At 66.4% G+C, this 26,835-nt stretch carries 16 protein-coding genes, 1 other RNA gene and 3 pseudogenes; 8 read left to right on the top strand and 12 right to left on the bottom strand.

From position 1 onward, the window contains the following. Positions 1 to 323: 323 nt before the first annotated feature. Positions 324 to 932, top strand: a pseudogene (locus XCSCFBP4642_RS23790) (tyrosine-type recombinase/integrase); the annotation flags it as partial. 286 nt (positions 933 to 1,218) lie between these two features. On the opposite strand, the gene XCSCFBP4642_RS0101705 reads toward XCSCFBP4642_RS23790, so the two are convergent. The 7 genes from XCSCFBP4642_RS0101705 to XCSCFBP4642_RS0101685 form a co-directional block, all read right to left on the bottom strand. Beyond that, the gene (locus tag XCSCFBP4642_RS0101705) at positions 1,219 to 5,067 is read right to left on the bottom strand and encodes a LamG domain-containing protein (RefSeq protein WP_228325740.1); all 3,849 of its coding nucleotides are present in this window, start codon (positions 5,065 to 5,067) and stop codon (positions 1,219 to 1,221) included. Positions 5,068 to 5,147: 80 nt separating this feature from the next. Next, positions 5,148 to 5,223: non-coding RNA, sX9 sRNA (locus tag XCSCFBP4642_RS26205), on the bottom strand. Positions 5,224 to 5,290: 67 nt separating this feature from the next. Beyond that, a complete protein-coding gene (pelA, locus tag XCSCFBP4642_RS23785) occupies positions 5,291 to 5,947 on the bottom strand; it encodes a pectate lyase (protein WP_266104094.1) in 657 nt (218 codons plus the stop codon). After that, complete coding sequence (locus tag XCSCFBP4642_RS30340) at positions 5,916 to 6,308, bottom strand: pectate lyase (RefSeq protein ID WP_266104093.1); 393 nt, start codon at positions 6,306 to 6,308, stop codon at positions 5,916 to 5,918. Before XCSCFBP4642_RS30340 ends, pelA begins: the two co-directional genes overlap by 32 nt. Beyond that, positions 6,308 to 7,285, bottom strand: a complete 978-nt coding sequence (locus XCSCFBP4642_RS0101695; protein WP_029218260.1) for a pectinesterase family protein — start codon at positions 7,283 to 7,285, stop codon at positions 6,308 to 6,310. Before XCSCFBP4642_RS0101695 ends, XCSCFBP4642_RS30340 begins: the two co-directional genes overlap by 1 nt. 13 nt (positions 7,286 to 7,298) lie before the next feature. Next, positions 7,299 to 10,493 carry a TonB-dependent receptor gene (locus XCSCFBP4642_RS0101690; protein ID WP_029218259.1) on the bottom strand — a complete coding sequence of 1,065 codons (3,195 nt, stop codon included), beginning with the start codon at positions 10,491 to 10,493 and terminating at the stop codon, positions 7,299 to 7,301. A gap of 249 nt (positions 10,494 to 10,742) precedes the next feature. Further along, entirely contained in the window at positions 10,743 to 13,523 is a 2,781-nt protein-coding gene (locus tag XCSCFBP4642_RS0101685) for a TonB-dependent receptor (protein WP_029218258.1), read from the bottom strand. A gap of 283 nt (positions 13,524 to 13,806) precedes the next feature. On the opposite strand from XCSCFBP4642_RS0101685, the gene XCSCFBP4642_RS0101680 reads away from it, so the two are divergent. Continuing rightward, positions 13,807 to 14,829 carry a sugar kinase gene (locus tag XCSCFBP4642_RS0101680; RefSeq protein WP_029218257.1) on the top strand — a complete coding sequence of 341 codons (1,023 nt, stop codon included), beginning with the start codon at positions 13,807 to 13,809 and terminating at the stop codon, positions 14,827 to 14,829. 433 nt (positions 14,830 to 15,262) lie between these two features. Here the strand turns inward: XCSCFBP4642_RS0101680 and XCSCFBP4642_RS30660 are convergent. Together XCSCFBP4642_RS30660 and fabV are read right to left on the bottom strand one after the other, a co-directional pair. Continuing rightward, positions 15,263 to 15,465 (bottom strand): annotated as a pseudogene (locus XCSCFBP4642_RS30660) (hypothetical protein). A gap of 121 nt (positions 15,466 to 15,586) precedes the next feature. Further along, positions 15,587 to 16,795: an enoyl-ACP reductase FabV gene (fabV, locus tag XCSCFBP4642_RS0101675; RefSeq protein WP_029218256.1), complete on the bottom strand. Its 1,209-nt coding sequence runs from the start codon at positions 16,793 to 16,795 to the stop codon at positions 15,587 to 15,589. A 284-nt stretch (positions 16,796 to 17,079) separates the two neighbouring features. On the opposite strand from fabV, the pseudogene XCSCFBP4642_RS23780 reads away from it, so the two are divergent. From XCSCFBP4642_RS23780 to XCSCFBP4642_RS29090, 3 genes and pseudogenes are all read left to right on the top strand, one after another. Continuing rightward, positions 17,080 to 20,432, top strand: a pseudogene (locus XCSCFBP4642_RS23780) (nSTAND1 domain-containing NTPase). Then, positions 20,429 to 20,836: a hypothetical protein gene (locus tag XCSCFBP4642_RS0101665; protein WP_029218255.1), complete on the top strand. Its 408-nt coding sequence runs from the start codon at positions 20,429 to 20,431 to the stop codon at positions 20,834 to 20,836. Before XCSCFBP4642_RS23780 ends, XCSCFBP4642_RS0101665 begins: the two are co-directional and overlap by 4 nt. A 109-nt stretch (positions 20,837 to 20,945) precedes the next feature. After that, the gene (locus XCSCFBP4642_RS29090) at positions 20,946 to 21,155 is read left to right on the top strand and encodes a hypothetical protein (RefSeq protein WP_029218254.1); all 210 of its coding nucleotides are present in this window, start codon (positions 20,946 to 20,948) and stop codon (positions 21,153 to 21,155) included. Positions 21,156 to 21,656: 501 nt separating this feature from the next. Here XCSCFBP4642_RS29090 and XCSCFBP4642_RS0101655 read toward each other — a convergent pair. Together XCSCFBP4642_RS0101655 and XCSCFBP4642_RS0101650 are read right to left on the bottom strand one after the other, a co-directional pair. After that, positions 21,657 to 22,235 (bottom strand): response regulator transcription factor, encoded by a 579-nt coding sequence (locus XCSCFBP4642_RS0101655; protein WP_029218253.1) that lies wholly within the window; start codon positions 22,233 to 22,235, stop codon positions 21,657 to 21,659. Further along, entirely contained in the window at positions 22,232 to 23,335 is a 1,104-nt protein-coding gene (locus tag XCSCFBP4642_RS0101650; protein ID WP_029218252.1) for a sensor histidine kinase, read from the bottom strand. The genes XCSCFBP4642_RS0101655 and XCSCFBP4642_RS0101650 overlap by 4 nt, the downstream gene beginning before the upstream one ends. 299 nt (positions 23,336 to 23,634) lie before the next feature. Here XCSCFBP4642_RS0101650 and XCSCFBP4642_RS0101640 point away from each other — a divergent pair, with 299 nt between their 5' ends. The 3 genes from XCSCFBP4642_RS0101640 (at position 23,635) to XCSCFBP4642_RS0101630 (ending at position 26,371) form a co-directional block, all read left to right on the top strand. Continuing rightward, the gene (locus tag XCSCFBP4642_RS0101640; RefSeq protein ID WP_029218251.1) at positions 23,635 to 24,201 is read left to right on the top strand and encodes a methyltransferase family protein; all 567 of its coding nucleotides are present in this window, start codon (positions 23,635 to 23,637) and stop codon (positions 24,199 to 24,201) included. Between the two features lie 235 nt (positions 24,202 to 24,436). Beyond that, positions 24,437 to 24,829 (top strand): DUF2141 domain-containing protein, encoded by a 393-nt coding sequence (locus tag XCSCFBP4642_RS0101635; protein ID WP_029218250.1) that lies wholly within the window; start codon positions 24,437 to 24,439, stop codon positions 24,827 to 24,829. Between the two features lie 24 nt (positions 24,830 to 24,853). Continuing rightward, a complete protein-coding gene (locus XCSCFBP4642_RS0101630; protein WP_029218249.1) occupies positions 24,854 to 26,371 on the top strand; it encodes a carotenoid oxygenase family protein in 1,518 nt (505 codons plus the stop codon). On the opposite strand, the gene XCSCFBP4642_RS0101625 is transcribed toward XCSCFBP4642_RS0101630, so the two are convergent. Beyond that, positions 26,368 to 26,583 carry a hypothetical protein gene (locus tag XCSCFBP4642_RS0101625; RefSeq protein ID WP_029218248.1) on the bottom strand — a complete coding sequence of 72 codons (216 nt, stop codon included), beginning with the start codon at positions 26,581 to 26,583 and terminating at the stop codon, positions 26,368 to 26,370. The genes XCSCFBP4642_RS0101630 and XCSCFBP4642_RS0101625 overlap by 4 nt on opposite strands. Between the last annotated feature and the right edge of the window lie 252 nt (positions 26,584 to 26,835).

Here is a 26,835-nt window from a genome sequence, read left to right as displayed (position 1 = left end):
TCCGCGTCGCCGAAGGTCAGTTGCATCGTCATCGTCCTGGTGCCTCTGTGCGATTGTCGCAGGATCAGGGGGAGTTGTTCAGAGTTTCCCTAGCCTTTCCATCAAGTCAGTCTAGCACTGGCCACGCTGGTCTAACTACTATTGGACCGCCTAAAAGCGGTGTTACGCCAAGTAAGGCTAAGGCCGGATGTCTGGGAAGGGGGAATTCCTATTCCATAGCAATGACCTGCCGGATAGCCACCGACAGCCCTGGCGTCGAATCTGGGTGGGTTATCCAACGTTTGAGCAGGCGTATGAGTTACACACGTGACGCCGCAGGCGTAATGACACCCAATCCCCCCAAACTGCTGAATCAGGTCCTCGGCCGGCTGCGGCTTTCGCCATTACAGCCTGCGTACCGAGAACGCGTATGTGGGCTGGATCCGCCGCTTCATCCTGGCCAACGGCAAACGGCATCCGGCCCAGATGGGGCGGGTAGAGGTGGAGGTTTTTCTCACCAACCTGGCAGCGCGGGGCCAGGTGTCGGCCGGCATGCAGAATCAGGCGCTGGCGGCACCGCTGTTCCTACATCGCGAGGTGCTGGGCGTGGAAATGCCTATGCCGAGCCCGGCTGGCAGTATCCATTCCCCGCCGCGCGTCGCTCTGTGGATCCGCGGAGTGGCCGCGTTGGCCGTCATCCCGTCGCGGAAGAAGTGCTGCAGCGTGCGGTGAAGGCAGCACGCCGACAGGCTGGCATCGCCAAGCCTGCGACAGGCCACACGCTGCGGCATTCGTTCGCAACACACCTGCTGGAGGCTGGCCACGATATCCGCACGGTGCAGGAACTGCTAGGCCACAAGGACGTGGCAACCATACAGATCTATACGCATGTGTTGGGACGCGGTGTATCGGCGGTGCTTGGTCCACTGGATGGGCTCAGCCGTCCTGGCGGCTATGTGTGGTATGCAGCGCGAGGGCGCACTGAGCGGATGCTTGCTTCGACACCAGTGCAATTGGCAGTTCTGACAAACCAGCGCGTTCGATGAGGACGGTCAATCGCAGCGCTGGTTTGCAGCGACTCAGCGATCGACTACGAGCAAGTTGCGATGACTGGTCTTTTATCGGTTTTGCCCTCATCCGCCCTTCGGGCACCTTCTCCTACAAGCGGGAGAAGATTAAAGGTGCGCTGGGTTATTTGGGCGCCTTCTTCCGTTGTGAAAAAGGGTTTGAGGTGCTGGGTTATTGGGTGTTCTTTGCGGTGCCCGCACTGGTTGGCGTAGGTAGCGAAAGCCTATTGTTAAGTTCAGTAATTTCAGCGACGTCGCCTTCGGTGATGACGCGCAGTTGTGCGGCTTTTAGATCGGCCGCGTTGGTTAGCGGCAGCCGCACCAGCGTGGTGACCGGCCGCAGATCGCGGGGTGCGGCTATTGCCGCAAACGCCGCTCTTGCCGCCAACGCCTTCCCTCGCCCGTCCTCCAACACCACAAACCCCGCCGGTGCATCGGCGTGGCCAAGGCTGTGCACGGTGACCTCGATGGCATCGGCAGTCACGCGCACATCGCCATGGCCAATGCCCAGGTCCGGCCGCAGTTCGACCGGGGTGGTGGCTGCGATACGTTCGAGCTGCAGGACGGTGGTGCGGCCTGCGGGGAAGTCGATGTCGATGGCCGCGCTTTTCTCGAAGGCCACCTCGCGCGTGGTGCCGGTGCCGTCGATCTTGCCGTCGCCGTCGCGGTCCACGCCCTGGGTGATGCGCCATTGGCCTGGGGCGACGTTCCAGCCGGTCATGCTGGCACGCTGGGTTTTACTGGAGGTGTTGTAGGCGATGACGGTGAAGCGGTCTTGCTTTGGTGCGGGGATGGCGATGGCGACCTGGGTTGCCGCTTCTGGATCGGCGAAGCGCCAGCTGACGGTGTGGCCGGGGTAGGTCTGGTTACGTTTGAGGGCCACGCCGCCAAGGCGTGCGCGTTGCAGGTTGACCGTGGGGGATTCCGCGCGGTCGCTCCACCAGTGGCCTTCGGTGTTCATGTAGAAGTTCTGCAGTTTCTCTCTTGCCTCGCTGCGGTAAATGGCGGCGAGATACTCGAGATTGCCGGTTTGCTCCCAGGCCACATGGTGCGGGAAGTCCGGGGCGCTGCCGTCGTCCTTGTTGGCGGCATTGATGAGCTTGCCGCTCCAGTCGGTGCGCTTGCCCATGACATCGAGGAAGTTTTCGTTGAGCAGGGAGAGGCCGTTGGGGCCGCTGTTAGCGACGCGGTAGTTAATGGCCTTGAGATAGCGCTGCTCGCCGGTGAAGCGGTAGGCGGCCCAGAAGGTGTGCAAGGTGTCGGCGCCGCCGCTGCCTTCGAACAGTTCGCCGCCGCGGGTTTTGCCGGTTTGCCAGTTGATCTCGTTGGGCAGCGCCCAGTTGCCCTTGGCATTGGTGTAGGCGTGGGCGAGATAGCCATCCGCTAACCCGGTGACGATGCGGCGGCTGTTGGGGTCGGCGTTATAGCCGCCCAGCAGGATGGCCGGGTGCACGATGGGGAAGGAGTACGGCTTTTGCCATTGCCAGTTGGGCTCGCGGTAGACGGTGCGGCCGCCGAACCAGTTGCTGGCAAACAGCAGGTGCCCTTGCGGGTTGACCTGGATGATGGTGTCGAAGGCCTTGACCGTTTGCATCAGGCGCTCGACGGTGCGTGGGTCGCCCCAGTTGAGGTACAGCAAGGCGCTGTTGAGGTTGATGCCCTCCTCGTAGGAATGCAGCTCGTCGGTTTCGATGGTGGACAGGCCGTTGGTGAACATGCCGTTGCGGTAGTTGGCATCGGACAGCGCCAGCATGGAGGCGTTGAGCATGTCCGGGTCCACGCCCATCAGCGCGACGCCGGGCCATTGCTGCACCAGGTCCGAGTCGTCGGAGATGCCGCCGCCAAAATCGCCATAGGCCACCTGGCGCTGCTCGATCCACCAGCGGATATAGCGGCGGGTGGCGCTGAGGTCTTGCAGCTGCCAGAACGCCCAGGCCGGCACGCCCTTGGGTACGCTGGGCATTTCGACAGGCAACGCGCCCTGGTTGGCGTAGCTGATGTCGTTCCAGTACTGGCGGCCAAGGGCGTGGTCCGGGTCCACGCGCAGCAGGTCGGTGATGTCTGCGTCCAGGCGCTTGTAGAGCAGCTGGCGCTTGGAGGTGGTGTGTTCTTCGACCAGGAAGCCCCAGTTGTCCTTGACCTGGTTGAAGCGGTCGGCGACGTGCTCTTTGATGGCCTCATTGCGCGGTTTGAACACCAGCTGCAGCTGGGTGCCGTCGAGTGCGTTGGCGTCAAATCCGGGCGCAGCGGCGGCGATGCTGAGCATCAGGCTGTCGTTGCTGAGGATGCGGTCGCGCAGGTCCAGCCACAGCGTGCGGGCCTGGCCGGGGGTAACCGCGACCGAGACATCGATCATGTCGCGCGCGGGCCAGATGGGGTCCTTGATGCGGATGTTGAGCGGGATGCTGCCGTTGTGGGTGGCCGGCAGGTTGAGCGCCGGCAGGGTGATGGCGATGCCGTCCAGGCCGTCGTGCATGTTCTCCCAGCCGTAGGACCAGCTGCGCATCAGCGCCTGGTCCGGCGGCGGGTCGCCCAGGCTGGAGGGCACCAGGATGTGCACGATGGGTTGCTGCGCGCTTGCTGCGGCCTTGTCGCTGGGGCGCTTGCGCGCGGGTGCCTTGGTAGGCAGCGCGATGACGGTCTGGCGCTCGCCTGGCGGGTAGCGGCCGGCGATGACATCGCGCAGCGGGGCGAGGTTGTCGTAGTCGGGCTGGATGTCGCTGTGCACGGTGTAGCTGAGTTGCGCGCTGCCTTTGGGCACCTCGCCTGGTTGCACGTTGTAGGCCCAGATTTCCTGGATGGGGGTTTCCTGCGCGGTGTTGGCAAAGCGCAGGGTGCCGTCGCGGCGTTGGTCGAACTGGTCCACGCTGCGTACCACGCCTTGCTGGCGTGCGAACAAGGGCTGCGGCTGTGCGTTGGGCGCGGCGTAGGTGGCCTGGCCGTAGGCGGCGCCACGTAGCTCGATGCGGTTGAATGGTTCGTCCGGCAGGGCGAGGTCCAGCGCCTTGCCGCCTTCGACATAGGTGTTCCAGTCGGGCAGCTGGAAGTAGTCGTCGCGCCCGGGCAGACGCGAGCGGTTGTAGACGCCGGGCCAGGTGGTTTCGGCGATGCCGTCGGTGGCCTTCCACATCCATTGCTTGAGGTCGCGGGCATCGGCGAACTCCACCTTGCGGATGCGGGTGACCGGCGCGGTGAGTGCGGGCGGCGCGTGGCCGTTGTTCCAGCCGTAGCGGTGCAGGAAGGCAGCGGATTGGGCGTCGGCAGGAACAGCCGGTGCGGTGGTGGGCTCCTGCAGGCGCGCTAGTGCGGCGGCGCCGCTGGCGTCGAGCATGCGGTCGTAGATGCGGATCTCATCGAAGTCGCTGCCGCGCAGGAAGTTGTAGCGGCTTTGCACCTGATGCGGCGACATCACGCGGCCGGCGAGGCCGAACTGGTCCAGCGCGGCGTCGAAGTCGAGCGCGCCACCGTTGGCGCAGGGCGCACCGCAGTCCACGCGTGCGGCTTCCTTGCCATCGACATACAGGCGCACGCCGCGGGTTTCATCCCAGGCGAAGGCGATGTGGGTCCAGTCACCGGGCTTGGGCAGTGCGTCGAGCTTGAACGAGACGCGGGTGCGCGCAAGATTGGCGTCGGTGACGAAGGCATCGAAGCCGTGGCCGTTCCAGTCGATGCGCAGCCAGGCCATGTCCCAGCTGGTGTGGTCGGCGTAGCCGACGCGGAAGATCACGAACGGCGCCTCGCCGACCGGGTAACGCGCGCGCCAGAAGAAGCTGAGCGTACCGCGCTGGGTGTAGAGGTTGCCGGGCGCATTCCACGACAGCACGCCGTCGTCGGCCCATTCGATGGCGTTGCCGCGTTTGCCGGTGGGCACCAGCGCGATCTTGTCGCGGAAGTTGGGCACGCCGTCGCCGCGGGCGACATCGGCATCCAGACTGCGATCTGCCGAAACGCGGAACAACAACTCCGGTGCATCTGCAGCCGCCGCACTTACGGGCAACGCAATCAACAACAGCACACCCATCCAACACTTCAACACGCTCACTGCCTTACTCCTCAAAAAGCATCGCCGCACGGGGTGACCGCGCGGCGGGTGTTTAGAGCGGTTACCAACACGTAGCGAGCAGCCGTCCGGCGAGTGTGGACGGCGCGCAGGAACCGCAGTGTACGAGTGGTACATGCCGATTCCGAGCACCGGCCGCGCCCGTCTGGCGGCTGCGCAGTAGTTTTGTTAGCTGCTCTCACTGTTACAGACCGTTGGCGACACGCCACTTGGGAATATCGTCCTTCAACAGCTTGTCCGGCCAGGTGCCGTGCCAGGCATAGCCCACACGGCGTTCGTTGGGCACCTGCATGTACTCGGTCAAGGCCACACCGTCGCGGTTGGCATAGAGCGGGCGTTGATTCTGCAGGTCGTAGAAGCGCGCCCATAGTGAGGCACCCGGTTGCGCGACGAGGATCACGTCCTTGCCGGTTTCCTGAGTGGGGTCGTCGATCTTCTTGGTGGCCAGGTCGCGCATGCGGTGGGTGTCGAACCAACGTGCAGCGGCCTCGACCGATGTCTTGATCTGCGCGGACGGGCTGGGCTGGCGCATCAAAAAGCGCACGATGCTAACCGACTCGCCGGAGGCCAGCGACGCCAGCTCATACGCGCGCGCCTTGGCCGGCTTGAGCGTGACCTCGTCGTATTGCGCGCCCCAGATGGTGAGCGTGCCGCCGATCCTGACCTGGGTGGCGAGCACGCATTCCAGGCCCTTGGTGACGGCCTGGCGGGCACGTGCACCGTGGCTGGCACGCAGTAGCGCGCCGGTGTCGTTCTTGCCCTCGCTGATGTCCTGCAGCACGTTGAGCACGCGCACCATTGCATCGTCGTTATAGGTGATCTGGTGATGGTAGGACGACAGGTCCGGGTAGAACTGCGGCCAGCCGCCGTTGGCGTATTGCGCGGTGAGCAGGTAGGCGGGCGGCGGCGATGTACTTGGCGTTCTTCTCGTTCTTGAAGGCAGTGGCCAGGTAGGTGATTTCGTACGTGGTGGCCTTGTTGTCGATGGTGGCGTCGTCCTTGCGCCCGGGTTGTTGCAGCTCGGCGATTTCGGCGGCGGTGAAGGTGCGGGTGTAGTCGACCGCCACGCCCTTGTACTGCTTGGACCAGCCGCCGGAGGCGGTCTGCAACAGCAGCATGTTGTCGGCGATCTTGTCGGCCATGGCCGAGAGCGGGGCCAGCAGCAGCGCGCCGGTGAAGGCGAAGGTGGAGAACTTGATCATCAGAACGGCCTCCAGCTGCCAAGGATGGTGTTGCGGTCCAGCGCAGCGGCCTGCGCGGCGGTGAGTTGACGCGACCACTTCACGCGGCGCGACGGGTTGGCACCGGCGCCGCTGCTCTGGTATTCGCTGTAACGGGCGGTGGCCTCGTTGGCGGTGTTGCCCCAGTTGTTCCAGCCTTCGGGCACGATGTGCGCGCCGAGCTGGCTGCCGATGAAGCTGACGCTGGCGTACGGGCGCCATGGGCGGCCCAGGAAGACCCGCGACACGCCGCTGGCGGCGGTAACGCGCGCATTGCGGAACACGAAGCCGCGTGCGGCTTCCTGCGGGGTGGAGGCGGCGGTGAGATAGCCATCGCCCAGCGAATGCAGCTGCACGTTCTCGAACAACGCAGTGCCGGCACCGAACACGAAGTCCACGGTGCCTTCCACATAGCAATCCAAGAAGTACGACAGCTTGGCACCACGCAGGTACAGCGTGTCCTGGTAGCCGAGGAAGCGCACGTTGCGGAACGCGGCGCGGTCGCCATCCACGCGCACCGCCACCGCCTGGCCCACCGGGCCGGCGTGGTTGCCCAGGCTCAGCTGTTCGGCGGTGAAGTCGTTGCCGGCGATGATGACGCTGGACGAACCGGAGGTGCCGTATTCGGCGCCGGTGGCCGGATTGATGCGCGAGGCGTAGTTATCGTAGGTGATGACGGTCTGAGTGGCGCCGGCGCCGGTGAGCTTCAACGCGGGGGCATTGGCCGGAACCACGATCAGCTCCTGGAACACCCCGGCGCCCACCTTGATCTGCGCGCGTTTGCCACCTTGTACGGCGGCATCGATGGCGGCCTGCACGGTGCGGTAGCCGGCGCTGCCCTGCTTGGCCACGGTGTAGACCGGGTCGGCGGCAATGGCGGCGTTGCTGCACAGGCCTGCCACGGCCACCAACGCGGTGGCGGCCAACTGACGTAAGACGGTTCTGCGATGCACTTGCATGTCGCTCTCCTGGTCAGAACTTGTAGCGCGCGCCGATGTAGTACTGGCGCCCGGTGACGGTGTACTTGTCGGGCAGTTCCAGCGTGGAATCGACGTAGCGGCGGTCGGGGGTGTCGAGCAGGTTGATCGCCTCGAAGGTCAGCGACAGCTGGTCGTTGAGCTTGTAGGACATGTTGAAATCGACGTTTTCAACGCTGTATTTGCCGGTGACATCGGCCGTGACCAGGCGACGCCCGTCCAGGTCGTAGACGTCTTCCTGAGCGAGGATGTTGTTGATGTAGCCATCGCGGTAACTGGTGGACACGCGCGCACTGAAGCGACCGTCGTCGTAATAGACGGTGGCGTTGTAGGAGTGCGGCGAGAGATTGAGCAGGTCGCGTTCGGTGGTGGTGGTGGTGATGCTGGTATTGCTGTTGCCGGCGGTACTGAACAGGTAATTGATCTTGGAGTCGACCTGGGTGTAGTTGAGCTGCACGCCGAAATTGCGCCAGAAGCCCGGCAGAAAATCGAAGGCCTGCTGGTAGGTCAGCTCGAAGCCCTTGAGCGGGCCACCGGGCGTGTTGAAGTAGCTCTGCACGTTGAAGATGGTGTCCGGGGTGAAGCCTGCGGGGAGCAGATCCAGCGAGTAGCCCATCGCTTCCCAGGTGCTGAGCACGCGGGTGCGCTGCACGTAGCTGTCGATGTCCTTGTAGAACACCGCCGCCGACAGCAGCGAGCCTTCGCGGAAGTACCATTCGGCGCTGAGGTCGTAGTTGGTGGAGCGGAACGGGTCGAGCTTGGGGTTGCCCAGGTTGATCGAGAAAAACCGCCCGTCATCGAAGAATTGCGTAGGGCCGCCACTGACGCTGGGCGACAGATACGCCAGCGTGGGGCGCGCCATGGTCTTGGCCGCACCGAAGCGCAGCACCACCTCGTCGCTGACATCCCATGAGAGATTCAACGACGGCAGGATGTCGCGGTAGTTGTGGTTGACCGTGGTGGGCACCAGCAGGCGCTCGCCGGCCGCCGCGGTGGCGCTGGCCACGCCGAAGAACGATTCGCAGTTGGGCGAAATCGCGCCAGCCGAGGTGGCCGTGCATGGCGCGTAGCCGCTGGCGGCGATCTGCGTCTGCACATAGCGCACGCCCAGGTTGCCACGCAGCGCGCGCCCCCACAGGTCGGTGTTGAAGTCCAGCTGCAGGTAGGTGCCCAGGCTCTTTTCGTTGACGGCGAAATTGTTGTTGGACGAACCGAAGTGACCGACATCGGCCAGGCGGTAGTCGCCGCCGGGCACGCCGGTGTCGCAGTTGCAATTGATGTTGAGCAGGTCGGCGACCTTCTGGAAATCCGGAATCACCCAGGTGGTGGGGAAGCTGCCGTTCAAGCTGCGGCCGAAACCATCCAGATTGGTGCTCAGGTCGCCCACGCCCACGCCGGCCGGCAAGGCCTGCGCCAATCGCCCGTAGGAGATATTGCGCGACTCCGACGTGTCCATGTCGTAGTTCTTGTAGGCCAGCCCGGTGCGAAAGGTGAAGGTGGGGCTGATATTGAATTCCAGATCCACCTTGGCGGTGTCGAAGGTGTTACCCACCGACTGCGGGTTGAGCCGCACCTCGCTGATGTTGGTGCCGCGCGCGGTGCCGTTGCTGTTGACCGGCACTGCGCCGTAGCCCAGCCACTGCCAGTTGTTGGGGTTACCCGCATCGAACGGGAAACTCATGCTGGGGTAGTCGCCGCCATTGCGCCGATCAAGCACGAAACCATCGAGATTGGTGTTGTCGAAACTCACCATCGAAAACTCGGGACGTTCGTAGTCCGAGGTCGAATGCCCGACCAACGCGTTGACGCGCACCTGGTCGTTGAAGCGGTGCTGCAGGTCCAGGCTGAACTGCTTGAACTCGGTGGACTCTTCGATGTTGCTGGATTCGGTGCGGAAATCGACGTTGTCGAACACGCCGTAGGTGAGGCGGTTCTGGTCGTCCACCTGCGCTTCGCGCACCGCGATCTGGGTCTTGCCGCCGAAGTTGGCGGTGCGGTGCAGGTTGGCGCCGACGGAGTCTTCGCGCTGGTCCTTGTCCAGCTTGGAATACAGCAGGTCGACGTTCAGCAGGGTGTCGTCGCTGACCTTGAATTGCAGCGCGCCGGTGACGCCCAGGCGTTTGATCTCGTGATCGGTGCGGATATAGCGCGGGTAGCGCGGAATCCAGGCATTGGTGGCGGTTTCGTAGGCCTGGATGTTCTCCGGCGTATTGGCCGGGCGCGCGATGCCGGTGCCGCAGTTGGTCGCGCTGATGCCGTAGCTGCCCCAGCCGTTGTTGCGGTCCTGGTTGGCCTGCGAGCCGACCCCGGCAGGGGTTTCGTTGGCCAGCGGGTTGCGCGGGGTTTGCGGGTTGTAGCCCACCGGCGAACAGAACCCATAGGTGCCGTTGTTGGTGGCGGTGCTCTGGTTGGAGTTGCGGTAGTTGCCGTGCTCCCAGCGCACCGGGTTGTAGCCTTCTTCGCGCAGGTGGCGCTCGCTGTAGGACACCGACATCAGCGCGCCGACGCGGCCATCGGCCCAGATATTGCTGATCAGGCCGGAAAAACGCGGGTCCTTTTCGCGCGAGAGGTCGTTGTAGCCGTATTGCGTGGAGGCCGCCGCTTCGAAGCCGTCGAAATCGAACGGGCGCGAGCCGCGCAGGTCGACGGTGGCGCCGAGCGAGCCTTCGTCCATCTGCGCGGACTGGGTCTTGCTGATGGTGACGCGGCTGAACAGTTCCGAGGCAAAGGTATTGAAGTCGAAACCGCGGCTGCGGTTGACGCCATCGCTGCCGCTGCCAGCGGTGGCCAATGCTTCCAGCCCGTTGATGCACACGCGGGTGAAGTCCGACCCCAGGCCGCGCACCGAAATCTGCTTGCCCTCGCCGCCTTCGCGGTCGATGGAAACACCGGCGATACGCTGCATCGATTCGGCCAGGTTCAGATCGGGAAACTTGCCGATGTCTTCGGCATAGATCGCATCCACCTGCTCCACGCTATAGCGCTTGGCATCGAGTGATTGCTGCAGGCTTTCGCGGTAGGTGGCCTTGACCTGCACGCGGTCCAGATCCACCGCATCGGTGGTCGGCGCGGGGGTGGTCTGCGCAGCGGCGGTGGCTGCGTGCAGCGCCAGGACGATGGCCACCGACAGACGCTCGGTGGGCAGGCGAGCGGCCGCCAATGCGGCGGAACGACGCGAACGGACTTGCATGATGCACTCACTCCGGTGGCACTGCTGCAAAGACGCATGCAGCCTCCCCACAGGCCCGCGGCGTCGAATCGATAACGCGACTTGCGCAACGGCGGCACGACTCTTCGGTGGCGCGCGTTGTCCTGCAGCCGCGTGAAACGGCACGCCCACCGCGTTGCAGACGCGCACGCCCGGCGGGCGCGCCGTGCAGGACGCGATCAAGCATTGAAAGAGGCCCGCGACGCGCGATGCGTCGCGGGCAGACAGCGGTTAGAACTTGTAGCGCACGCCCAGCAGGTACTGACGGCCAGTTTCTGCGTACTGCAGCGGCAGCTGGCCGGTGCGCGGCGACGACACCCACTCATCGGACGCTTCGTTGGTGAGGTTGATGCCTTCCAGGCTCAGCTCCAGCTGCTTGCTGATCTTGTAGCGCAGCGAGGCATCGAGAATGGTGGTGCCGGTCATGCCGTGCACGCCATCGACGTTGAAGCCGGTTTCCGCACCCGGTGCCTGGGTGAGGTAATCGTCGCGGTTGGTGGCCGACACGCGCCCGGCGAAGGATTCGCCTTCGTAGAACAGCGTGGCATTCCACGACGAGCGCGACAGACCCAGCAGGTCGTTCTTCATCACCGGCGCGCCGCTGCTGGCCAGGTACTGAATCTGCGAATCGACCCAGGTGTAGTTGAGCTGCACGCCCAGGTTGGCCCACTTGCCCGGCAGGAACGTAAACGGCTGCGTGTAGTTGGCTTCCACGCCCTTCAATTCGCCGCCCGGAGTGTTGAGCGGAATGCTGAAGGCGAAGTCGTCGTTGACGGTGGCGCCGGTGCCTTCCAGCAACTCGGCCGGCAGGCCGCTGCTGGAATACGGGCGCACTTCGCGCGCGGTCTGGATGAAGCTTTCGATGTCCTTGTAAAACAGGCCGACGCCGAGCATGGCGCCTTCGTTGAAGTACCACTCCAGGCCGAGGTCGACGTTGGTGGCTTCGATCGGGTCCAGATCCGGGTTGCCGCCGGCCACGGTGCGTGCACCACCGGCCACCGCCACGGTCACGCCGGGGGTGAGGCTGCCCAGGCCGGGACGCGACATCACCTTGGCGGCGCCAAGACGCAGCAGCAGGTCCGGTGCCAGCTCGGCCACCAGGTTGAACGAGGGCAGCGTGTTGTTGTACTTGCGGCCCACCGTGGTTTCGGTCGGCACGTTGTTGATCAAGGCAAAGCCGGTGGATTCCTGCTCGGTGCGCACATAGCGCACGCCGAAGTTGCCCGACAGCGGAATCGGGCCCAGGTCGGTGGAGAACTCGCCCATCAACCACACGCCGCGATCCTTTTCCTGGACGCTGCGGCTGTTGTTGACGCGCGGTGCCACCGCGAAGGTGCCGCTGTTGCTGTAGATGCCGAACAGATCGGCCACCGCATCCAGATTGGGCACCACCCAGTTGGACGGGCTGCCGTTGATGCCCTTGAGCCCGGCCTGTTCGGTCAGGTCCGACGGCACGATCAGGCTGCCGTTGGCGAAGTTGGGCACGGCCAGTTCGTTGGCGCGGCGCAACTCGACAGTGCTGAAGCTGTAGTTCTTGGCCAGCACGCCACCCTTGAGGCGGAAGCCGGGGCTGATGTTCCAGTTGAAGTCGATCTGGCCGGTGTCGAAGTCGTTGTCCACCGACTGCGGACGCAGGCGGATTTCGGCCAGCTCCCAACCGGCGGGATCGGTCGGGTCGATGCCGTAATTCAGCACCGGCGCGCGGCTGTTGCCGCGGTAGTCGTAGCTGTACCCGTCGACGTCGTACTTGTCCATGATGATGGTGGTCTGCACCGGGTTCTCGTGCGCAGAGCGCGAGGTGCCGACACGGGCATTGACGCTGAAGGCATCGTTGAAGCGATGCTCCAGGTCCAGGCTGACCTGGGTGAACTCGGTGTTCCACTCGTCGTGGCGGTTTTCCGAACGAATGTCGACATTGTCGAATTCGCCATAGACCAGCGCGTTGTTGCGGATCTCGCCGTTGCGCACGATGGTGCCCGGCTTGCCGTCGCGCACCGGCCGGCGCGGGGTGAGCCCGTCGCGGTTGCGGCTGAAGGAGATCGCTTCGATGTAGTGCTCGTCGCGCTTGGCGTCGATCTTGGAATACAGCATGTCCAGCGACAGCGTGGTGCGGTCGGACGGCTTCCACTGCAACGAGCCGGTGACACCCAGACGCTGCTGGTCGTGGATCTGCTGGGTGTAGCGCGGGAAGCGCGGGTGGTAAACATCGGCCGAGCGCGCGGCGGCAAACGGCGAGGTGGCATCGAAGCCGCCGTTGCTGGTGCCATTGGCCCAGCGGCCGGTGTTGGAGCCTTCTTCCAGCACTTCGCGCTCGGTGTAGGCCACCGACAGCAGGGCGCCGAAGGTGTTGTCGGCCCAGGTGTTGGCAATCAGGCCGGCCACGCGCGGGTTGTCCTTCTCGGCCATCGCGTTATAGGCCGCCTGGCCGCTGGCGGCGAAGGTGAAGCCGCTGTAGTCGAACGGGCGCGCGGTACGCAGGTCGACGGTGGCACCCAGCGAGCCTTCTTCCACATCGGCCGAGGCGGTCTTGCGCGCGATCAGCTGCGAGAACAGGTCCGAGGCGAACACGTTGAAGTCGAAGCCGCGGCCGCGGTTGGTGCCGCCGCTCTGGTCGCCGGCGCCCACGGTGGTGAGCGCTTCCATGCCGTTGATGCGCACGCGGGTGAACTCCGGGCCCAGACCACGCACCGAGATGGCGCGGCCTTCGCCGGCCTCACGGGTGATCACCACGCCGGGAATGCGCTGCAGCGACTCGGCCAGGTTGAGGTCGGGGAACTTGCCGATGTCCTCGGCGACAATCGCATCGACCACGCCGGCTTCGCCGCGCTTGATGTCCAGGGCCTTTTCCACCGAGGCGCGATAGCCGGTCACCGTGACGGTGTCCAGGTCGACGGCCGGTTCTGCGGGCGCTTGGGTGGTTTCTTGTGCGGCCAGGTGGCCGCTCAGCGCCAGGCCGATCGACAATGCCAGCAAGGTAACCGGTGTCTTCCGGTTGGTGGTCCGAAATTGCATGTCCTCCCCTCCCAAGGGTCCATGAACAACATGAAAGTCTGGTTGTGAGCGGCAATGACACCGCTGGTCAAAACGACGTTACCAGCTGAATCATCGTTCAACATCTTGCAGCGCAGCAGAAATGCGCCAGGATTTCGCCTAAGTGGGGCGTAAGCCGTCACGCCGCGTCGCATCCTGGCTCTGTCCGACCGTCTCCGGGGAGGGCTAGAATGACACCGATGGTCATCTCAACGCGCCGCGGTTTCCCCGCCCGTGACGCACCACACAGCCGAGGTACTGCCGCATGAGTCGAGCCCGCATCCTGTGTTTTGGAGAGTTGTTGTTGCGCCTGGGGGCGCCCGGCCACGGCCTGCTGCTGCAGCAGCCGCAACTGGACGTGCACTGTGGTGGTGCAGAAGCCAACGTTGGCGTGTCGCTGGCGCACTTTGGCCACGAGGTGGCCATGGTGAGCACGGTGGCCGACAACCCGCTGGGTGCGTCAGTGCTTGGCGAACTACGCCGCCATGATGTCGATACCCGCCATGTGCGGCAGGTGGATGGCCGAATGGGTTTGTACTTTTTGACCACCGGGGCGATCCACCGCCCCAGCGAAGTGGTCTACGACCGCGCCGACTCGGCGTTTGCGCTGGCACCCGCCGATGCCTACGACTGGCCGGCCCTGCTGGAGGGCGTGCACTGGCTGCACCTGTCCGGGGTGAGCCCGGCGCTGGGCGCCGACGTTGCGCAGGCCACCCTGGCGGCAGCGCGCGCCGCGCGGGCGGCCGGGGTCAAGGTGTCGTTCGACGGCAATTACCGGCCCAAGCTGTGGCAGCGCTGGCAGGGCGATGCGCGCGGCATCCTGCATCAGCTGTTTGACTGCGCCGATGTGGTGTTTGCCGATTACCGCGACATCGGCGTGGTGCTGGGCGGCGAGTTTGCGCAGGACACGCTGGAAGCGCGCGTGGAAGCGGCCGCGCAGCAGGCGTTTGCCGCATTCGGGCAGCTGCAGTTGATGGCCTGCACGCAGCGCGTGGCGCACAACGTGGATCACCACAGCCTGGGCGCGATGCTGGTGCCGCGCGCCGGCGCGGTGGCGCGTGCGCCCAGCGAGGAGCTCACCCCGATCATCGACCGTATCGGCGGTGGCGACGCATTTGCGGCCGGCGTGCTGCACGGCCTGATCGAGGGTTGGTCGCTGGAGGACACGGTGCGCTTTGGCCTGGCCGCTGGCTGTTTGAAGCATTCGATTCCGGGCGATTTCAATCCGCTGTCGGTGGCCGATGTGCAGGCCTGTGTGGGCGATGCGCGGTTTGATGTGAGGCGGTGAGGAGCCGGGATTGGGGAATCGGGAATCGGGAATCGTAAAAGCGGTTTTCTGGGGTACTGATGATTTGCGTGGCGGGCGCACATGGGGCGGTCGTTCCAGTGTGCGCTTGCTCATGCGTTTTGTTGCGCGGGTTTTTTGCGTGTATCAGGGTTGGGGGCTTGGGTGCCTGCCGTGTGCCGACTTGCCGGGAATCGGGAATCGGGAATCGGGAATCGGGAATCGTAAAAGTCGGGTTTTTGGCGGTTTGAGGTGTTGCGTGGTGGTTTGAGCACTTGAAGTTGTTTGTTGCGGTGTTGCGCTTGCTTGTGGCTGTTGTTGGGCGGGTGCTGCTCGTCTCAGGTGGGTGCCGTGGCGTTGTGAGTGCGCTGCTGCCCTGGGGCGGGCCGGGTGGTTGCACGGCAGTGCTGCGGTGTTGCGCGGGTGAGCAGCCGCTTCAGACGGGGCTGCGGGCTTGGCGGCGTCCGGTGATCCACTGATCGCCGCGCTGAGTGTGACCACGCACACCGAGGCCGGGACGCTGAAAAACACCGCTATCAGCAGGGTGTCCTGCCAGGGCGGCGCCGTGCCGTCCTGCATCACCGCAGCGCACACCACCGCGGTGGTGATCGCAAGATCAACGGCGGAGCCAACCACTATTGCCCGCTCCTATAAAAAACCGCCGACATCACTGCCGGCCGGTCTTTATCGCGCCATGCGCACGGAAGTCCAAAGAATCAGGGAACCACGCTCTTGCGATTCCCCATTCCCGACTCCCGATTCAGGCCAACTCGATGCAGTCGAACCTCACGTCCGGATCCACATCGGCGTCGTAATCCACATCGTCGCGTTCGAAGCCGAACAGCTTGAGGAACTCGTGCTTGTAGCCGGCGTAGTCGGTGAGCTGGAACAGGTTCTCGGTGGTGACCTGCGGCCAGAGCGCCTTGCAGGCGTCCTGCACGTCGTCGCGCAGTTCCCAGTCGTCCAGGCGCAGGCGATTTTCGTCGTCCAGCTCGGCCGGCTGGCCGTCTTCACGGTACAGGCGCTCGCGGAACAGGCGGTCCAGCTGGTCGATGGTGCCTTCGTGCAGGCCCTTTTCCTTCATGATCTTGTAGACCATGGAGATGTAGAGCGGCATCACCGGGATGGCCGCGCTGGCCTGGGTGACCACCGACTTGAGCACCGCCACATTGGCGCTGCCGCCGCGGGCGGCCAGGCGCGCGTTCAAGCGCTGCGCGGTATGGTCCAGGTCCACCTTGGCCTTGCCGAGCGCGCCGTGCCAGTAGATCGGCCAGGTGATCTCGGTGCCGATGTAGCTGAAGGCCACGCTGCGCGCGCCGTCGGCGAGTACGCCGGCGCCGTCCAGTGCGTCGATCCACAATTCCCAATCCTGCCCGCCCATCACGGTGATGGTGTCTTCGATCTCCTGCGCGCTGGCCGGCTCGATCGAGGCCTGGATGATGGTGTCCTTGTTGGTGTCGATGGCGGTGGCGGTATAGGTGTTGCCGATCGGCTTGAGCGCCGAGCGCTTCACTTCACCGGTGCCCGGCAGCTTGCGCACCGGCGAGGCCAGCGAATACACCACCAGGTCCACCTGGCCGCCCATCTCGGTCTTGATCAGCTCGATCACCTTCTCGCGCGCCGCGTCGGAGAACGCATCGCCGTTGATCGACTTGCTGTACAGGCCCGCAGCCTTGGCGTGTTTGTCGGAGGCGGCCGAGTTGTACCAGCCGGCGGTGCCGGCTTTGGTCGCGGTGCCGGGCTTTTCGAAGAACACGCCCAGCGTGTCGGCGCCGAAGCCGAACGCGGCCGTGATGCGCGAGGCCAGGCCGTAGCCGCTGGATGCGCCGATCACCAGCACCTTCTTCGGGCCGTCGGTACGCCCGCCGCGCGCGCGGGTGGCGGCGATCTGTTCGAGCACGTTGCGCTCGCAACCGAGCGGATGCGTGGTGGTGCAGATGAAGCCGCGCACTTTGGGATGGATGATCAACGTGGACTCCTGGTCAGCAAGATGCTGGCGGCATCTTAGAGCGTGTGGCGCATGCGAAACAGCCTGATGCGCAACACACGCTGCTGTATGGACACGCGTGAGGGCCGCTGAGCACCGTGCCGTGGGCCGCACCATCGCCGGCCCACGCCGCCACGAACAGCGACCGCAATCGAAGTCCGCCCGCGCCGGCTATGCTACGTTTCCGTCCCTGCCGTGCCGTGCCTGGCCGCGCCTGTTGGCGATCGTCAAGGCCCCTTCCAGCTGTGCGACCGGTGTCCGAGTGCATGTCCCTTCGTAGCGAGCGCGTCACGCAACTTGGCTCGGTGCCACGCTTCCGCCTGGGCGCGGTGCTGGTGGAACCGGAGCGGCTGGTGGTGATCGACGACGGCCAGACCACCGCGCTGGAACCGCGCATGATGGAAGTGCTGATCGCACTGGCCGAACGCGCCGGCGAGGTGGTCAGCGCCGAGCAGTTGCTGATCGAGGTCTGGCACGGCAGCTTCTACGGCGACAACCCGGTGCACAAGACCATCGCCCAGCTGCGCCGCAAGCTCGGCGACGACAGCCGGCAGCCGCGCTTCATCGAAACCATCCGCAAGCGTGGGTATCGGCTGCTGCCGAAGGTGGTGTTTCCCGAGGATTACCGCGGCGCGGTGCTGGGCACGCAGACCTGGAGCCACGGCAGCCCGTATGTGGGGCTGCAGGCCTTCGACCCGGCGCATGCGCAGGTGTTCTTCGGCCGCAGCCATGCCATTGCGCAGGTGGCGGCCGCGCTGCGTGCGCAATTGCACAGCCAGCGCGGGCTGGTACTGATCAGTGGCGCCAGCGGCTGCGGCAAGACCTCGTTGCTGCGCGCCGGCGTGGTGCCGCTGCTGACCCAACCGGGCGGGCTGGACGGGCTGGAAGCGCTGGCGGTGGCGTATTGCAACCTGGCGCAGTGCCGTGGCGGCGATGTGCTGGACACCCTGGCGCGGGCACTGGGGGAATGGGCGCCGGGCCAGCGCGCGGTGTTCTCGCCGGCGCAGATGGCGCTGCTTCCGGACTGGTTGCAGCGCCCTGCGCCGCTGCATGCGGCCATTGCCGAAGCGATGCGCCACGCCGCGCCGCCCCGCGAAGGTGCAGCAGCGCAGCGGCATCTGCTGCTGGTGATCGACCATGCCGAGGCGATGGCGGCCACGCCGGGCATCACCGATGCCGATCGCGCCGCGCTGGCGGCGGCATTGCAGGCCTTGTGCGGCAGCGCGCAGGTGGCGGTGCTGATGCTGGCGCGCAGCGACTTCTACCCGCGCCTGATCGATGCGGTGCCGGAGATCGTGGAACTCAAACGCGGCGATGGGCATGTGGACCTGCTGCCGCCGCGCGATGGCGAGATCGGCCAGATCATCCGCGTGCCTGCTGCCATGGCGGGGCTGCGCTTCGAGCAGGAGCGCGACAGCGCCAGCCACCTGGACGATGTGCTGCGCGATGCCACCGCGCGCCAGCCTGATGCCTTGCCGTTGCTGCAGCACCTGCTGCATGCGCTGCATGCGCAACGCAGCGACGACGGCCTGCTGACCTTCGCGGCCTACCGCGCCCTGGGCGGGCTGGAGGGTGCACTCGCGCATCACGCCGAACGCACCTTCGGCGCATTGCCGGCCAGTGCGCAGGCCGCCTTGGGCCAGGTACTGACGCTGCTGAGCGTGATCCACCCCGACAGCGACGCGGTGACCGCGCGGCGTGCGCTGTGGTCGGCGTTGCCCGATGCCAGCGCGGCGCGCACGCTGGTGGATGCCTTCGTGCAGGCGCGCCTGTTCGTCGGCGAGCTGGTGGCCGGCGAACCGGGCTTCGCGGTGGCGCACGAAGCGCTGCTGCGGCAATGGCCGCGCGCAGCCGAGTGGATCCACGAAAACCGCCGCCTGCTGCAGGCGCGCAAGCGGCTGCAACTGGCCGCACAGCGCTGGGCGGCCGAAGGCCGGCGCAGCGATCACCTGCTCAACAGCGGGCGCCCGCTGAGCGAAGCGCGCGAAGCGGCGCGGCGCATGCCGCAGGACCTGGACGCAGCGGAACGGGCGTTCCTGCGTGCCTGCGAGCGTTCCCAGCAGCGCCGTCGCGGCGTGTATGCCGCCGCGACGGCGCTGCTGGCGGTGCTCTGGCCGGCGCCTCGCTGCTGCTGGGGTGGCAGGCGCGCCAGGCGCAGCAGGTGGCAGAGCAACGCCGCGACCAGGCGCAGCAGCTGGTGAGCTACATGCTGGGCGACCTGGCCGAGCAGTTGCGCACGGTGGGCAACCTCAAGCTGCTCGACAGCGTGGGCAGCCGCTCGCTGCGGTATCTGGAGGATCTGCCCAGTGTCGGTATGCAGCCGACCGAACTGGTCAACCACGCTCGTGCCTTGCGCACCACGGGCGAGGTATTGATGAACCAGGGCAAGCTCGATCAGGCACAGGCGGCATTCGTCCGTGCCGCAGTCATCGCCGGGCAGGCGGCGCAGCATGCTCCGGACTTGCTGGAAGCGCGGGCAGAAACGGGGCAGGCCGCCTACTGGCGCGGGTATCTTGCGTATCAACGCAAGCAGCCGGCAGTGGCGCGCGCGCACTGGTCGCGCTACCTGGCCATCGCCGAAGGCTTGCAGCGCACCGTCCCGCACGACCCACGCTGGCAGCGGGAACTGTCCTACGCACTGACCAATCTCGGTTCGCTGGCACAGAACCAGGGCGATGCGGCCAGCGCCATTCCCCTGTTCACCCGCTCGATCGCGCTCAAGCAACAGGTGCTGGCCGCCGCACCGGATGACCCCAGCGTGCGCTATGAGTTGATCAATGGCCTGTCATGGCGCAGCTCGGCGCAGGAGACCCAAGGCCTGCTGGCAGATGCCGAAGCCGGATACCGCGAGCAGATCGCAATGCTGCGTACGCTGGTGGCGGCCACGCCGGATGCCGACACATGGAGACGGCGGCTGGCGGCCTCGTTGTTGCTCGCCTCCAACCTGGCGCTGGCACGTGGTCAAACCGTCCAGGCCCAAGCCGATGCGCAGGCCACTGTGGCGATCCTGCAACCGCTGGTCAGCCTGCAACCGGACAACCTGCAATGGCAGCGCGATCTGGCCCATGCCCATGCGCAGATCGGTTGGCTGGCGGCACTGGATGGACGGCCCGCGCAGGGACAACGGGCATTGCAACAGGCTCGGCAACGCCTGGCACCGTTGCTGCAGCAGGGCCAGACGCTACCGGAATGGCAATGGCTGGATGCGGTGATCGCCCTGCGTCTGGCGTATCTGCAGCCGGCCGCATCGGCCGCGCGTGCGGTGGCATTGCAGGCCGGCATCGCCCGGCTGGAGGCCCTGCATCGCTCCCGGCCGCAGGATCCGCTGGGACCGACCACCCTCGCGCACGCGCTGGTGTGGCAGGGAGAGCAACACGCCGCGGCCGGCCAGACCGGGCTAGCGCGCCAATGCTGGGAACGCGCGTTGGTAGTGCTCGGCACAGATGCCGGCGCTAGCCATAACAAGGCTCTGCTCGATCCCTGGATCCGCGCGCAGATCCATTTGGGGCGGCAGGCGGTCGTCATGCAACAACTCGGGTGGCTGTATCAGGCGGGCTACCGTCATCCGGGGTTCGTTTCCTTCTATGCCCCGCTCCCCAAGGAACAGACCTCGTCATGACGGAACAGGAAACCAAGATCGCGTGCCACCCCGAGACGCACATTCGTTGCGACATGTCGGTGGCGTATGTGGAAATCGGCGGCAATACCGGCCACGGGAAGTACCACTATCACTTCAAGCCAGGGCTGATGCTGGTGCCGGGCGACCAGCGCAATGTCACCATGTGCTACCGGTTCGACGACGCGGTGGGCTTCAACTTCAAGATTCGCAACCTGATCAGTTCCGATTCGCAGAACCAGATCAGCAACATCCAGTACGACCGCGATGGCCGCTGGGTCTCGTTCCGCAATGCCAATGATCGGTCCACCCTGATCTTCTTCATGGTGGTTGTCGAGGACCTTCAACGCCACGACACCTTCAGCTGCGATCCCGAGGTGGGCAACGATCCGCAGATCACCCCGTGAGCCTGCCTTCGCTGGAGCGGAGGCGTTTATTCTCCGCCGGCGTCGGTCAACGCACCACCGCGAGGGCCGCCGACGGCGGTCCTCGCCCAGCCCATTCCCTGCCCAAGCATTGACCACGGTCCAGTACGGCATCGGCGTCAGCGTTCGCATCAGCGGCGGCGTGCAGCTCCCGCGACCGGTCGTCTCTGCTGTGGGTGACGGCAACCACGCTGCTGCTGCCGCAGCCCTGGGCTTGAGCCAGCAGAGCGGCCTGGACCCATGGACCGGGCAATTCAGCCTGAGTCGGAAACGACCAGACGACCATGACGGCAACAATTGACCGCAAGGCAACGTATCGGAAGGGGCGCATGACGGGCTCCGCAGCAGGCCGGAGCGCGACGCGGTTCCGGGCGGCTCCAGAGGCCGCCGGACGACCTTGGTGTCTGATGCGGCGCCTGACCTGACGGCAACCTTACGGTTGCTGGCCCCGCCTGACGGACGCCCGAAATCCTTTACAGAACAGGTGCATAGACTCGGCGCACCGGGCCAGCTCCGGTTGTTGGTTCAAACCCCGAGGTGGCTTCGCCCCCGCCCCCTCACCCCGTCCCCTCACCCCCACCCCCGCTCTGCGCCCCAGCCCGCGCCAGCAGCGCGGGCGCTCCAAGGCACGCGCGCCAGTGGCGCGCAAGCGGCGCCTTCTCGCCCCGCCGGGAGAGGGGCTTTTTCCCTGCGAGCATCGGCGCCTAATGCCTGCATCGGCCCCTGACTTCATGCTGCCCCGGGGTCGCGCTCACCAATCCCCAATCGCGACTCCCGACTCCCGAATCCCGCCTCCCGGCAATCAAATCACCCGCAACGTAATCGCCTTCAACACCGCCCGGGTGCGGTCGCGGGTTCCGAGCTTTTCCAGGATGGTGGAGACGTAGTTCTTCACCGTGCCTTCGGCCAGGAACAGGGTGCGGGCGATCTCCTTGTTGGAATAGCCGCCGGCCAGCAGGCGCAGGATGGCGACCTCGCGTTCGTTGAAGGTCTCGCGTGGGGCCTGCTGGTCGCGGAACTGGTAGCGCGCGCGCACCGGGTCGGTGCTGACCGGCTGCAGCAGGGTGTCGCCGGCGGCGACCCGGGCGATGGCGTCGGTGGCGCGCAGCAGCAGTTCGCCGTCGTCGAAGGTGGTGAGCAGCAGGACCGGGGTGCGGTCGCCGCGGGCACGCAGCCGCTCCAGCGCCTGGATGCCGTCGATGCCGGGCATGCGGATATCGCTGAGCACTACGTCCACCGCGGTGGTAGCCAGCGCGTCCAGCAGGCCCTGGCCGTCGTCGGCCTCGCAGACCACCTCCACGCCTTGCTGCTGCAGCAAGGCGCGCAGGCCGGCGCGGACCAGGACCTGGTCGTCGGCCAGGGCGATTCGAAGTGGACTCATCGCGGCAGTGTAGCAATCAGATGCATGCCGCCCTGCGCGGTGCGCTCCAGCTGCAGCTGGCCGTGCAGGGCCGCCAGCCGCTCGCGCATGCCGGTGATGCCATTGCCCTCGCGGATGCGCTCGGTGCGCTGGCCGTCGTCGTGGATATCCACGCGCAGCTGCGCGTCCTGGCACTGCAGGTGCACGGCCACTTCGTTGGCATCGGCATGCCGTACGGCGTTGGTGAGTGCCTCCTGCACCAGGCGCAGCAGCAGCTCGGCCACGCGGGCATCGGTCACACGCACGTCGGCATCGATCTGCAGCCGCAAGGTCGGGTGCGGGAATGGTGCGGCCAGCGCACGCAGGGCGGTCTGCAGATCCAGGCCCTGGTCATCGCGCAAGGACTGCACCACGTTGCGGATGTCCGACAACAGGTCGGCGGACAGCTGCTCCACCACCCGGATGTCGTCGCGCCCTGCCAGTGCGGGGTCGGCGACGAGCAGGCGCAGATTGATGCGCATGGCGGTGAGCTTGTGCCCGGCCACGTCGTGCAGCTCGCGCGCCAGCCGCAGGCGCTCGGCATCGCGCGCGCTGTCGGCCAGCAATGCGCGCGTGGCCAGCAGGTCGGCGTTGACGTAGGCCAATGCGTCGCGCGCGCGCTCGGCACTGCGCGCGTAATAGGCGGTGAGCGCGGCAAACGCCTGGAAGCTGGCGTACACGACGACCGACAGCAGCGCGTCGTCGAAGCCGGCACGCACGAACAAGGCGTACATGATCGCGTTCATGGCCAGCGCCAGCGCCACCACCCGTAGCGGCGGCCACACCATCGCCAGTTGCGCCACCAGCATGACCAGCAGCACCGGGGTGGTGCCGGCACGTGGCTGCAGCGCCGTCAGGCCAAGCGCCAGCGTTGCCTGCAGCAGCAACGACACATTGCGCGCCACGTCCTGGCGCGGCAGCAGGTCGCGCAGCAGGAACAGGACGGTAAACCCGGCCAGGGCCACCCAACGCCAGCCACCGTGCGCCGACGGGACGGCGTTGAACGACAGCGCCACCGCCGCAATGGCCATCAGCCCGGCCAGGCTCAGGGGTTGAATCAACTCGCGCAGGACATGTTTCATGCGGCGATGCTGACCGCCACGCCGCTGGCCGGCAATGGGGCGCCCGCAGAAAGTGACTTCTGGCAGGTGGGATTGATGACCTGCGGCTCCTGTCGGCCGCACCGGCGCTGGGCACACTGGCCTCACTGGCCGCTGGACACCGATGCCAGGTGAGCCAGCGCAGCGCCTGGCATGGACCACGTGCTGGATGGCAGCGACGCTGCCGCCCTCTCAACCGCCTGCTCTCTGCTGTCTGCGGCTTGCTGCCTGCGTCCTTGCCATCCATCCACGTCGTCTTCCATCCACTACGGAGCTCTCCCATGTCTGCATCCCCTCTGCTCACCGCGCTCAGCCTGCTGTGGATCGGTTACGAACTGTGGCTGCGCCAGCAGCGCCGCGCCGCCGATGGCGGCACGCACGACCGCGGCACCCTGGGCCAGCTGTGGCGGGTGCTGTCGCTGTCCATTGCGGCGGCGGTGGGGCTGGCGTTTGCCGGCGTCATGCACTGGCCGCACGCCTGGCAGGAACCGCTGCGATGGGCGGCGTGTGCGCTGATCGGCGGCGGGCTGGCGGTGCGCGTGTGGGCCATCACGGTGCTGGCGCGCTGGTTCACGGTGGATGTCACCATCCAGGCCGGTCATCAACTGGTGCGCAGCGGCCCGTACCGCTGGCTGCGGCATCCGTCCTACACCGGCGCGCTGATGGCCTTCTACGGGCTTGCGCTGGGCATGGGCAGTGCAGCGTCGCTGCTGGCAATCGTGCTGCCGGTGACCTGGGTGTTCCTGCGCCGCATCCGCATTGAAGAAGCCGCGTTGCAGCGCGCCTTTCCCATCGCCTACCCGGCGTATGCGGCGCACAGCCATCGCCTGCGGCCGCTGGTGTGGTGAAACCGCCGCGTCCTGCGAGCGAAGCCACTTCGCCGGCTCGCACACAGGTTCGGCCCTGCACGGTGCGGGATCGATCGCCCTGCCGCAGTGTGTAGGCAGGCTGCGCATGGGCCGATCTGCGACCGGCGCCACCGCCACGGCCGTGACGCGCTGCGTACCATCGGCCCCAGCCTTCGCCTTCCAACGCCGTCAGGAGAATTGCATGCTTGCCCGTACCCTTGCCTGTGCCGCCGCCCTGGTCAGCCTGCTCGGCAGCGCTGCCGCCTACGCCGCCGACCTGGACGTGGGCATCACCGGGCTGCGCTCGCAGCAGGGCACCTTGCGCATTGCAGTCATCGCCAGCGCCGCGCAACTGGATGGCAGCCAGCCGCCGGTGCAGGCGCAGACAGTGCCCATCGCCAGCGCTGCGCCGCATGTCCAGTTCAAGAACCTGCCGCCGGGGCGCTATGCGGTGATGATCAATCACGACGAGAACGCCAACGGCAAGCTCGATACCAACCTGATCGGCATGCCGGTGGAAGGCTATGGCTTCAGCAACAACCCCACCGGCATGCGTAAACCCGGCTTCGACGAGATCGTGTTCGCGCTGCCGGCCACCGGTAAACGCATCGCCGTGCAGATGCGCTGAGCTGCCACGCGAAAGGAGCACCGCATGCACCGCCGCCGCTTCCTGCAATCGGTGCTGGCTGCCGCCGGCAGTGCTGCGCTGGGCAGCCTGGCACTGCGCAGCGCGCCGGCCCATGCGGCGGACGCCGCCGCGTTTCATGCACAGTTGCAACGCACGCCCTGGTTGCTGGGCTGGCGCAGCGTCGACAGCGCCACCTTGGGGCCGACCAGCGTGCCGCTGCAGGGCACCCTGCCGGACCGGCTGGCAGGCAGCCTGTACCGCAATGGCCCGGCCTGGACCGAGCGTGCCGGATTCCGCTACGAACACTGGTTCGATGGCGATGGCATGCTGCACCGCTGGCAGCTGGGCGGCCCCCAGGTGCGGCACCTGGGGCGCATGGTGGCCACGCATAAATTCACCCAGGAGCAGCAGGCCGGGCGCTTTCTGTACCGTGCCGCCGGCACCGCGGTGCCGGACATGCAGCCGGCGCGCAACAACGACGACGTCAATGCCGCCAATACCTCGGTGATGCGGCTCAACGGCCGCCTGTTTGTGCTGTGGGAAGCCGGTTCGGCGATCGAGGTGGACCCGGATGCACTGGGCACGCTCGGCCCGGTGACCTGGCGCGAAGATCTGGCGGCCATGCCGTTCTCGGCGCATCCGCTGATCGATGCCGACGGCAGCGCCTGGAACTTCGGGTCGATCAGCATCGTGGGCGCCACCGGTGTGCTGCTGTGGCATCTGAACGCCGATGCCACGCTGCGCACCGTGCAGCTGCTGCAGACCGACGCGCCCGGCTACCTGCACAGCTTTGCGATGACGCAGCGGCATCTGATCCTGGTGCTGGCGCCGTATCGGCGGCTGGATGGCGACGGCGCATTCTTCGAACAACTGCGCTTCACGCCCGAGGCGCCGTGCCGGATTGCGGTGGTGCCCAAGGATGCGCTGGACCAGCCACGCTGGTTCGAGGCCGACTTCGCGGTGGCCTACCACCTCGCCGATGCCTACGCGCAACGCGACCGCATCGTGGTGCGCGCCATCGTGCATACCGACCCGGACGAAGCGCGCTCACCGATGCGTGCAGCCATGCACGGCGACCCGGCGGCCGCGCCGGCCCCGGTGCAGCTGCGCAGCCTGCATCTGGACCTGGCCAGTGGCCGTGCGCACTGGCAGGCGCATCCGGTGGACAACCTGGAACTGCCGCTGTTCGACCGCCGCACGCCGGGCACGCAGGGTGCGCGCCTGTACGCGCCGTGCATCGACGGGCCGAACCAGTCGCCGTTCCTCAATGCCGTGGCCGCCTACGACCTGGAACGCGACCGGCGCCAGGTGCATCGCTATGGCGCGCATGTGCTGGCCGAAGAACACGTGTTCGTGCCCCGGCCCGGCAGCGACCGCCCCGACGATGGCTGGCTGGTCGGCACCGTGCTGGACACCCGACGTGCACGCACCGGGCTGATGGTGCTGGACGCTCGTCACGTCGATGCCGGGCCAGTGGCGCAGGCCTGGCTGCCCTACGCAGTGCCGCTGGGATTCCACGGCCAGTTTGCCTTCGACGCCTAGCGCGACGCGCCGCGTTGGCCGATACCCTGTCGGTCAGCGCGCGGCCGCGGCCTGTGCGCGCAGCTCCAGCGCAGCTGCTCGATGCGCCGCTCGAAGCTGGATGGCGCGCTGTCCGCCACCGGGGCATCGGCCGCCAGCGCGTCTCCGGCCCAGGCCAGGGCCGGGCTGGCTGCCAGCCATGCAGACGGTCCGATCGCTTTCGCTGCGCGCATTGCCACTGTCTCCTGGATGGCCGTCCTGCAGCCTGAGATGGCCGATGCGGGCAGGGCCGCATTGGCTTGCGGGCCACGACTGCATCCTGCTACCCGCAGGCACGGAGACCAGCGACATGCGACCAAGCCCTGCCAACGGCGACGGAACAGGCAATGCACGGAGCAAGACCTCGACATGGAGCGGATGATCGGCCAGGCGCGCGATGCCCTCGCATGCCGATCGCCTTACACTCGGCGGCTCCCCTGCCCCCG

The organism is Xanthomonas cassavae CFBP 4642, assembly GCF_000454545.1.
In the GTDB taxonomy this organism is placed as follows: domain Bacteria; phylum Pseudomonadota; class Gammaproteobacteria; order Xanthomonadales; family Xanthomonadaceae; genus Xanthomonas; species Xanthomonas cassavae.
The sequence above is the reverse complement of the archived record's forward strand: the minus strand, read 5'-3'. Positions and strand labels throughout refer to the sequence as shown.

Bases quoted from the DNA above. Each gene is read 5' to 3' on its own strand.
- XCSCFBP4642_RS0101705 (WP_228325740.1), bottom strand. From the start codon at position 5,067: ATGGGTGTGCTGTTGTTGATTGCGTTGCCCGTAAGTGCGGCGGCTGCA.
- XCSCFBP4642_RS30340 (WP_266104093.1), bottom strand. From the start codon at position 6,308: ATGATCAAGTTCTCCACCTTCGCCTTCACCGGCGCGCTGCTGCTGGCC.
- XCSCFBP4642_RS0101695 (WP_029218260.1), bottom strand. From the start codon at position 7,285: ATGCAAGTGCATCGCAGAACCGTCTTACGTCAGTTGGCCGCCACCGCG.
- XCSCFBP4642_RS0101690 (WP_029218259.1), bottom strand. From the start codon at position 10,493: ATGCAAGTCCGTTCGCGTCGTTCCGCCGCATTGGCGGCCGCTCGCCTG.
- XCSCFBP4642_RS0101685 (WP_029218258.1), bottom strand. From the start codon at position 13,523: ATGCAATTTCGGACCACCAACCGGAAGACACCGGTTACCTTGCTGGCA.
- XCSCFBP4642_RS0101680 (WP_029218257.1), top strand. From the start codon at position 13,807: ATGAGTCGAGCCCGCATCCTGTGTTTTGGAGAGTTGTTGTTGCGCCTG.
- XCSCFBP4642_RS0101665 (WP_029218255.1), top strand. From the start codon at position 20,429: ATGACGGAACAGGAAACCAAGATCGCGTGCCACCCCGAGACGCACATT.
- XCSCFBP4642_RS0101655 (WP_029218253.1), bottom strand. From the start codon at position 22,235: ATGAGTCCACTTCGAATCGCCCTGGCCGACGACCAGGTCCTGGTCCGC.
- XCSCFBP4642_RS0101650 (WP_029218252.1), bottom strand. From the start codon at position 23,335: ATGAAACATGTCCTGCGCGAGTTGATTCAACCCCTGAGCCTGGCCGGG.
- XCSCFBP4642_RS0101640 (WP_029218251.1), top strand. From the start codon at position 23,635: ATGTCTGCATCCCCTCTGCTCACCGCGCTCAGCCTGCTGTGGATCGGT.
- XCSCFBP4642_RS0101630 (WP_029218249.1), top strand. From the start codon at position 24,854: ATGCACCGCCGCCGCTTCCTGCAATCGGTGCTGGCTGCCGCCGGCAGT.
- XCSCFBP4642_RS0101625 (WP_029218248.1), bottom strand. From the start codon at position 26,583: ATGCGCGCAGCGAAAGCGATCGGACCGTCTGCATGGCTGGCAGCCAGC.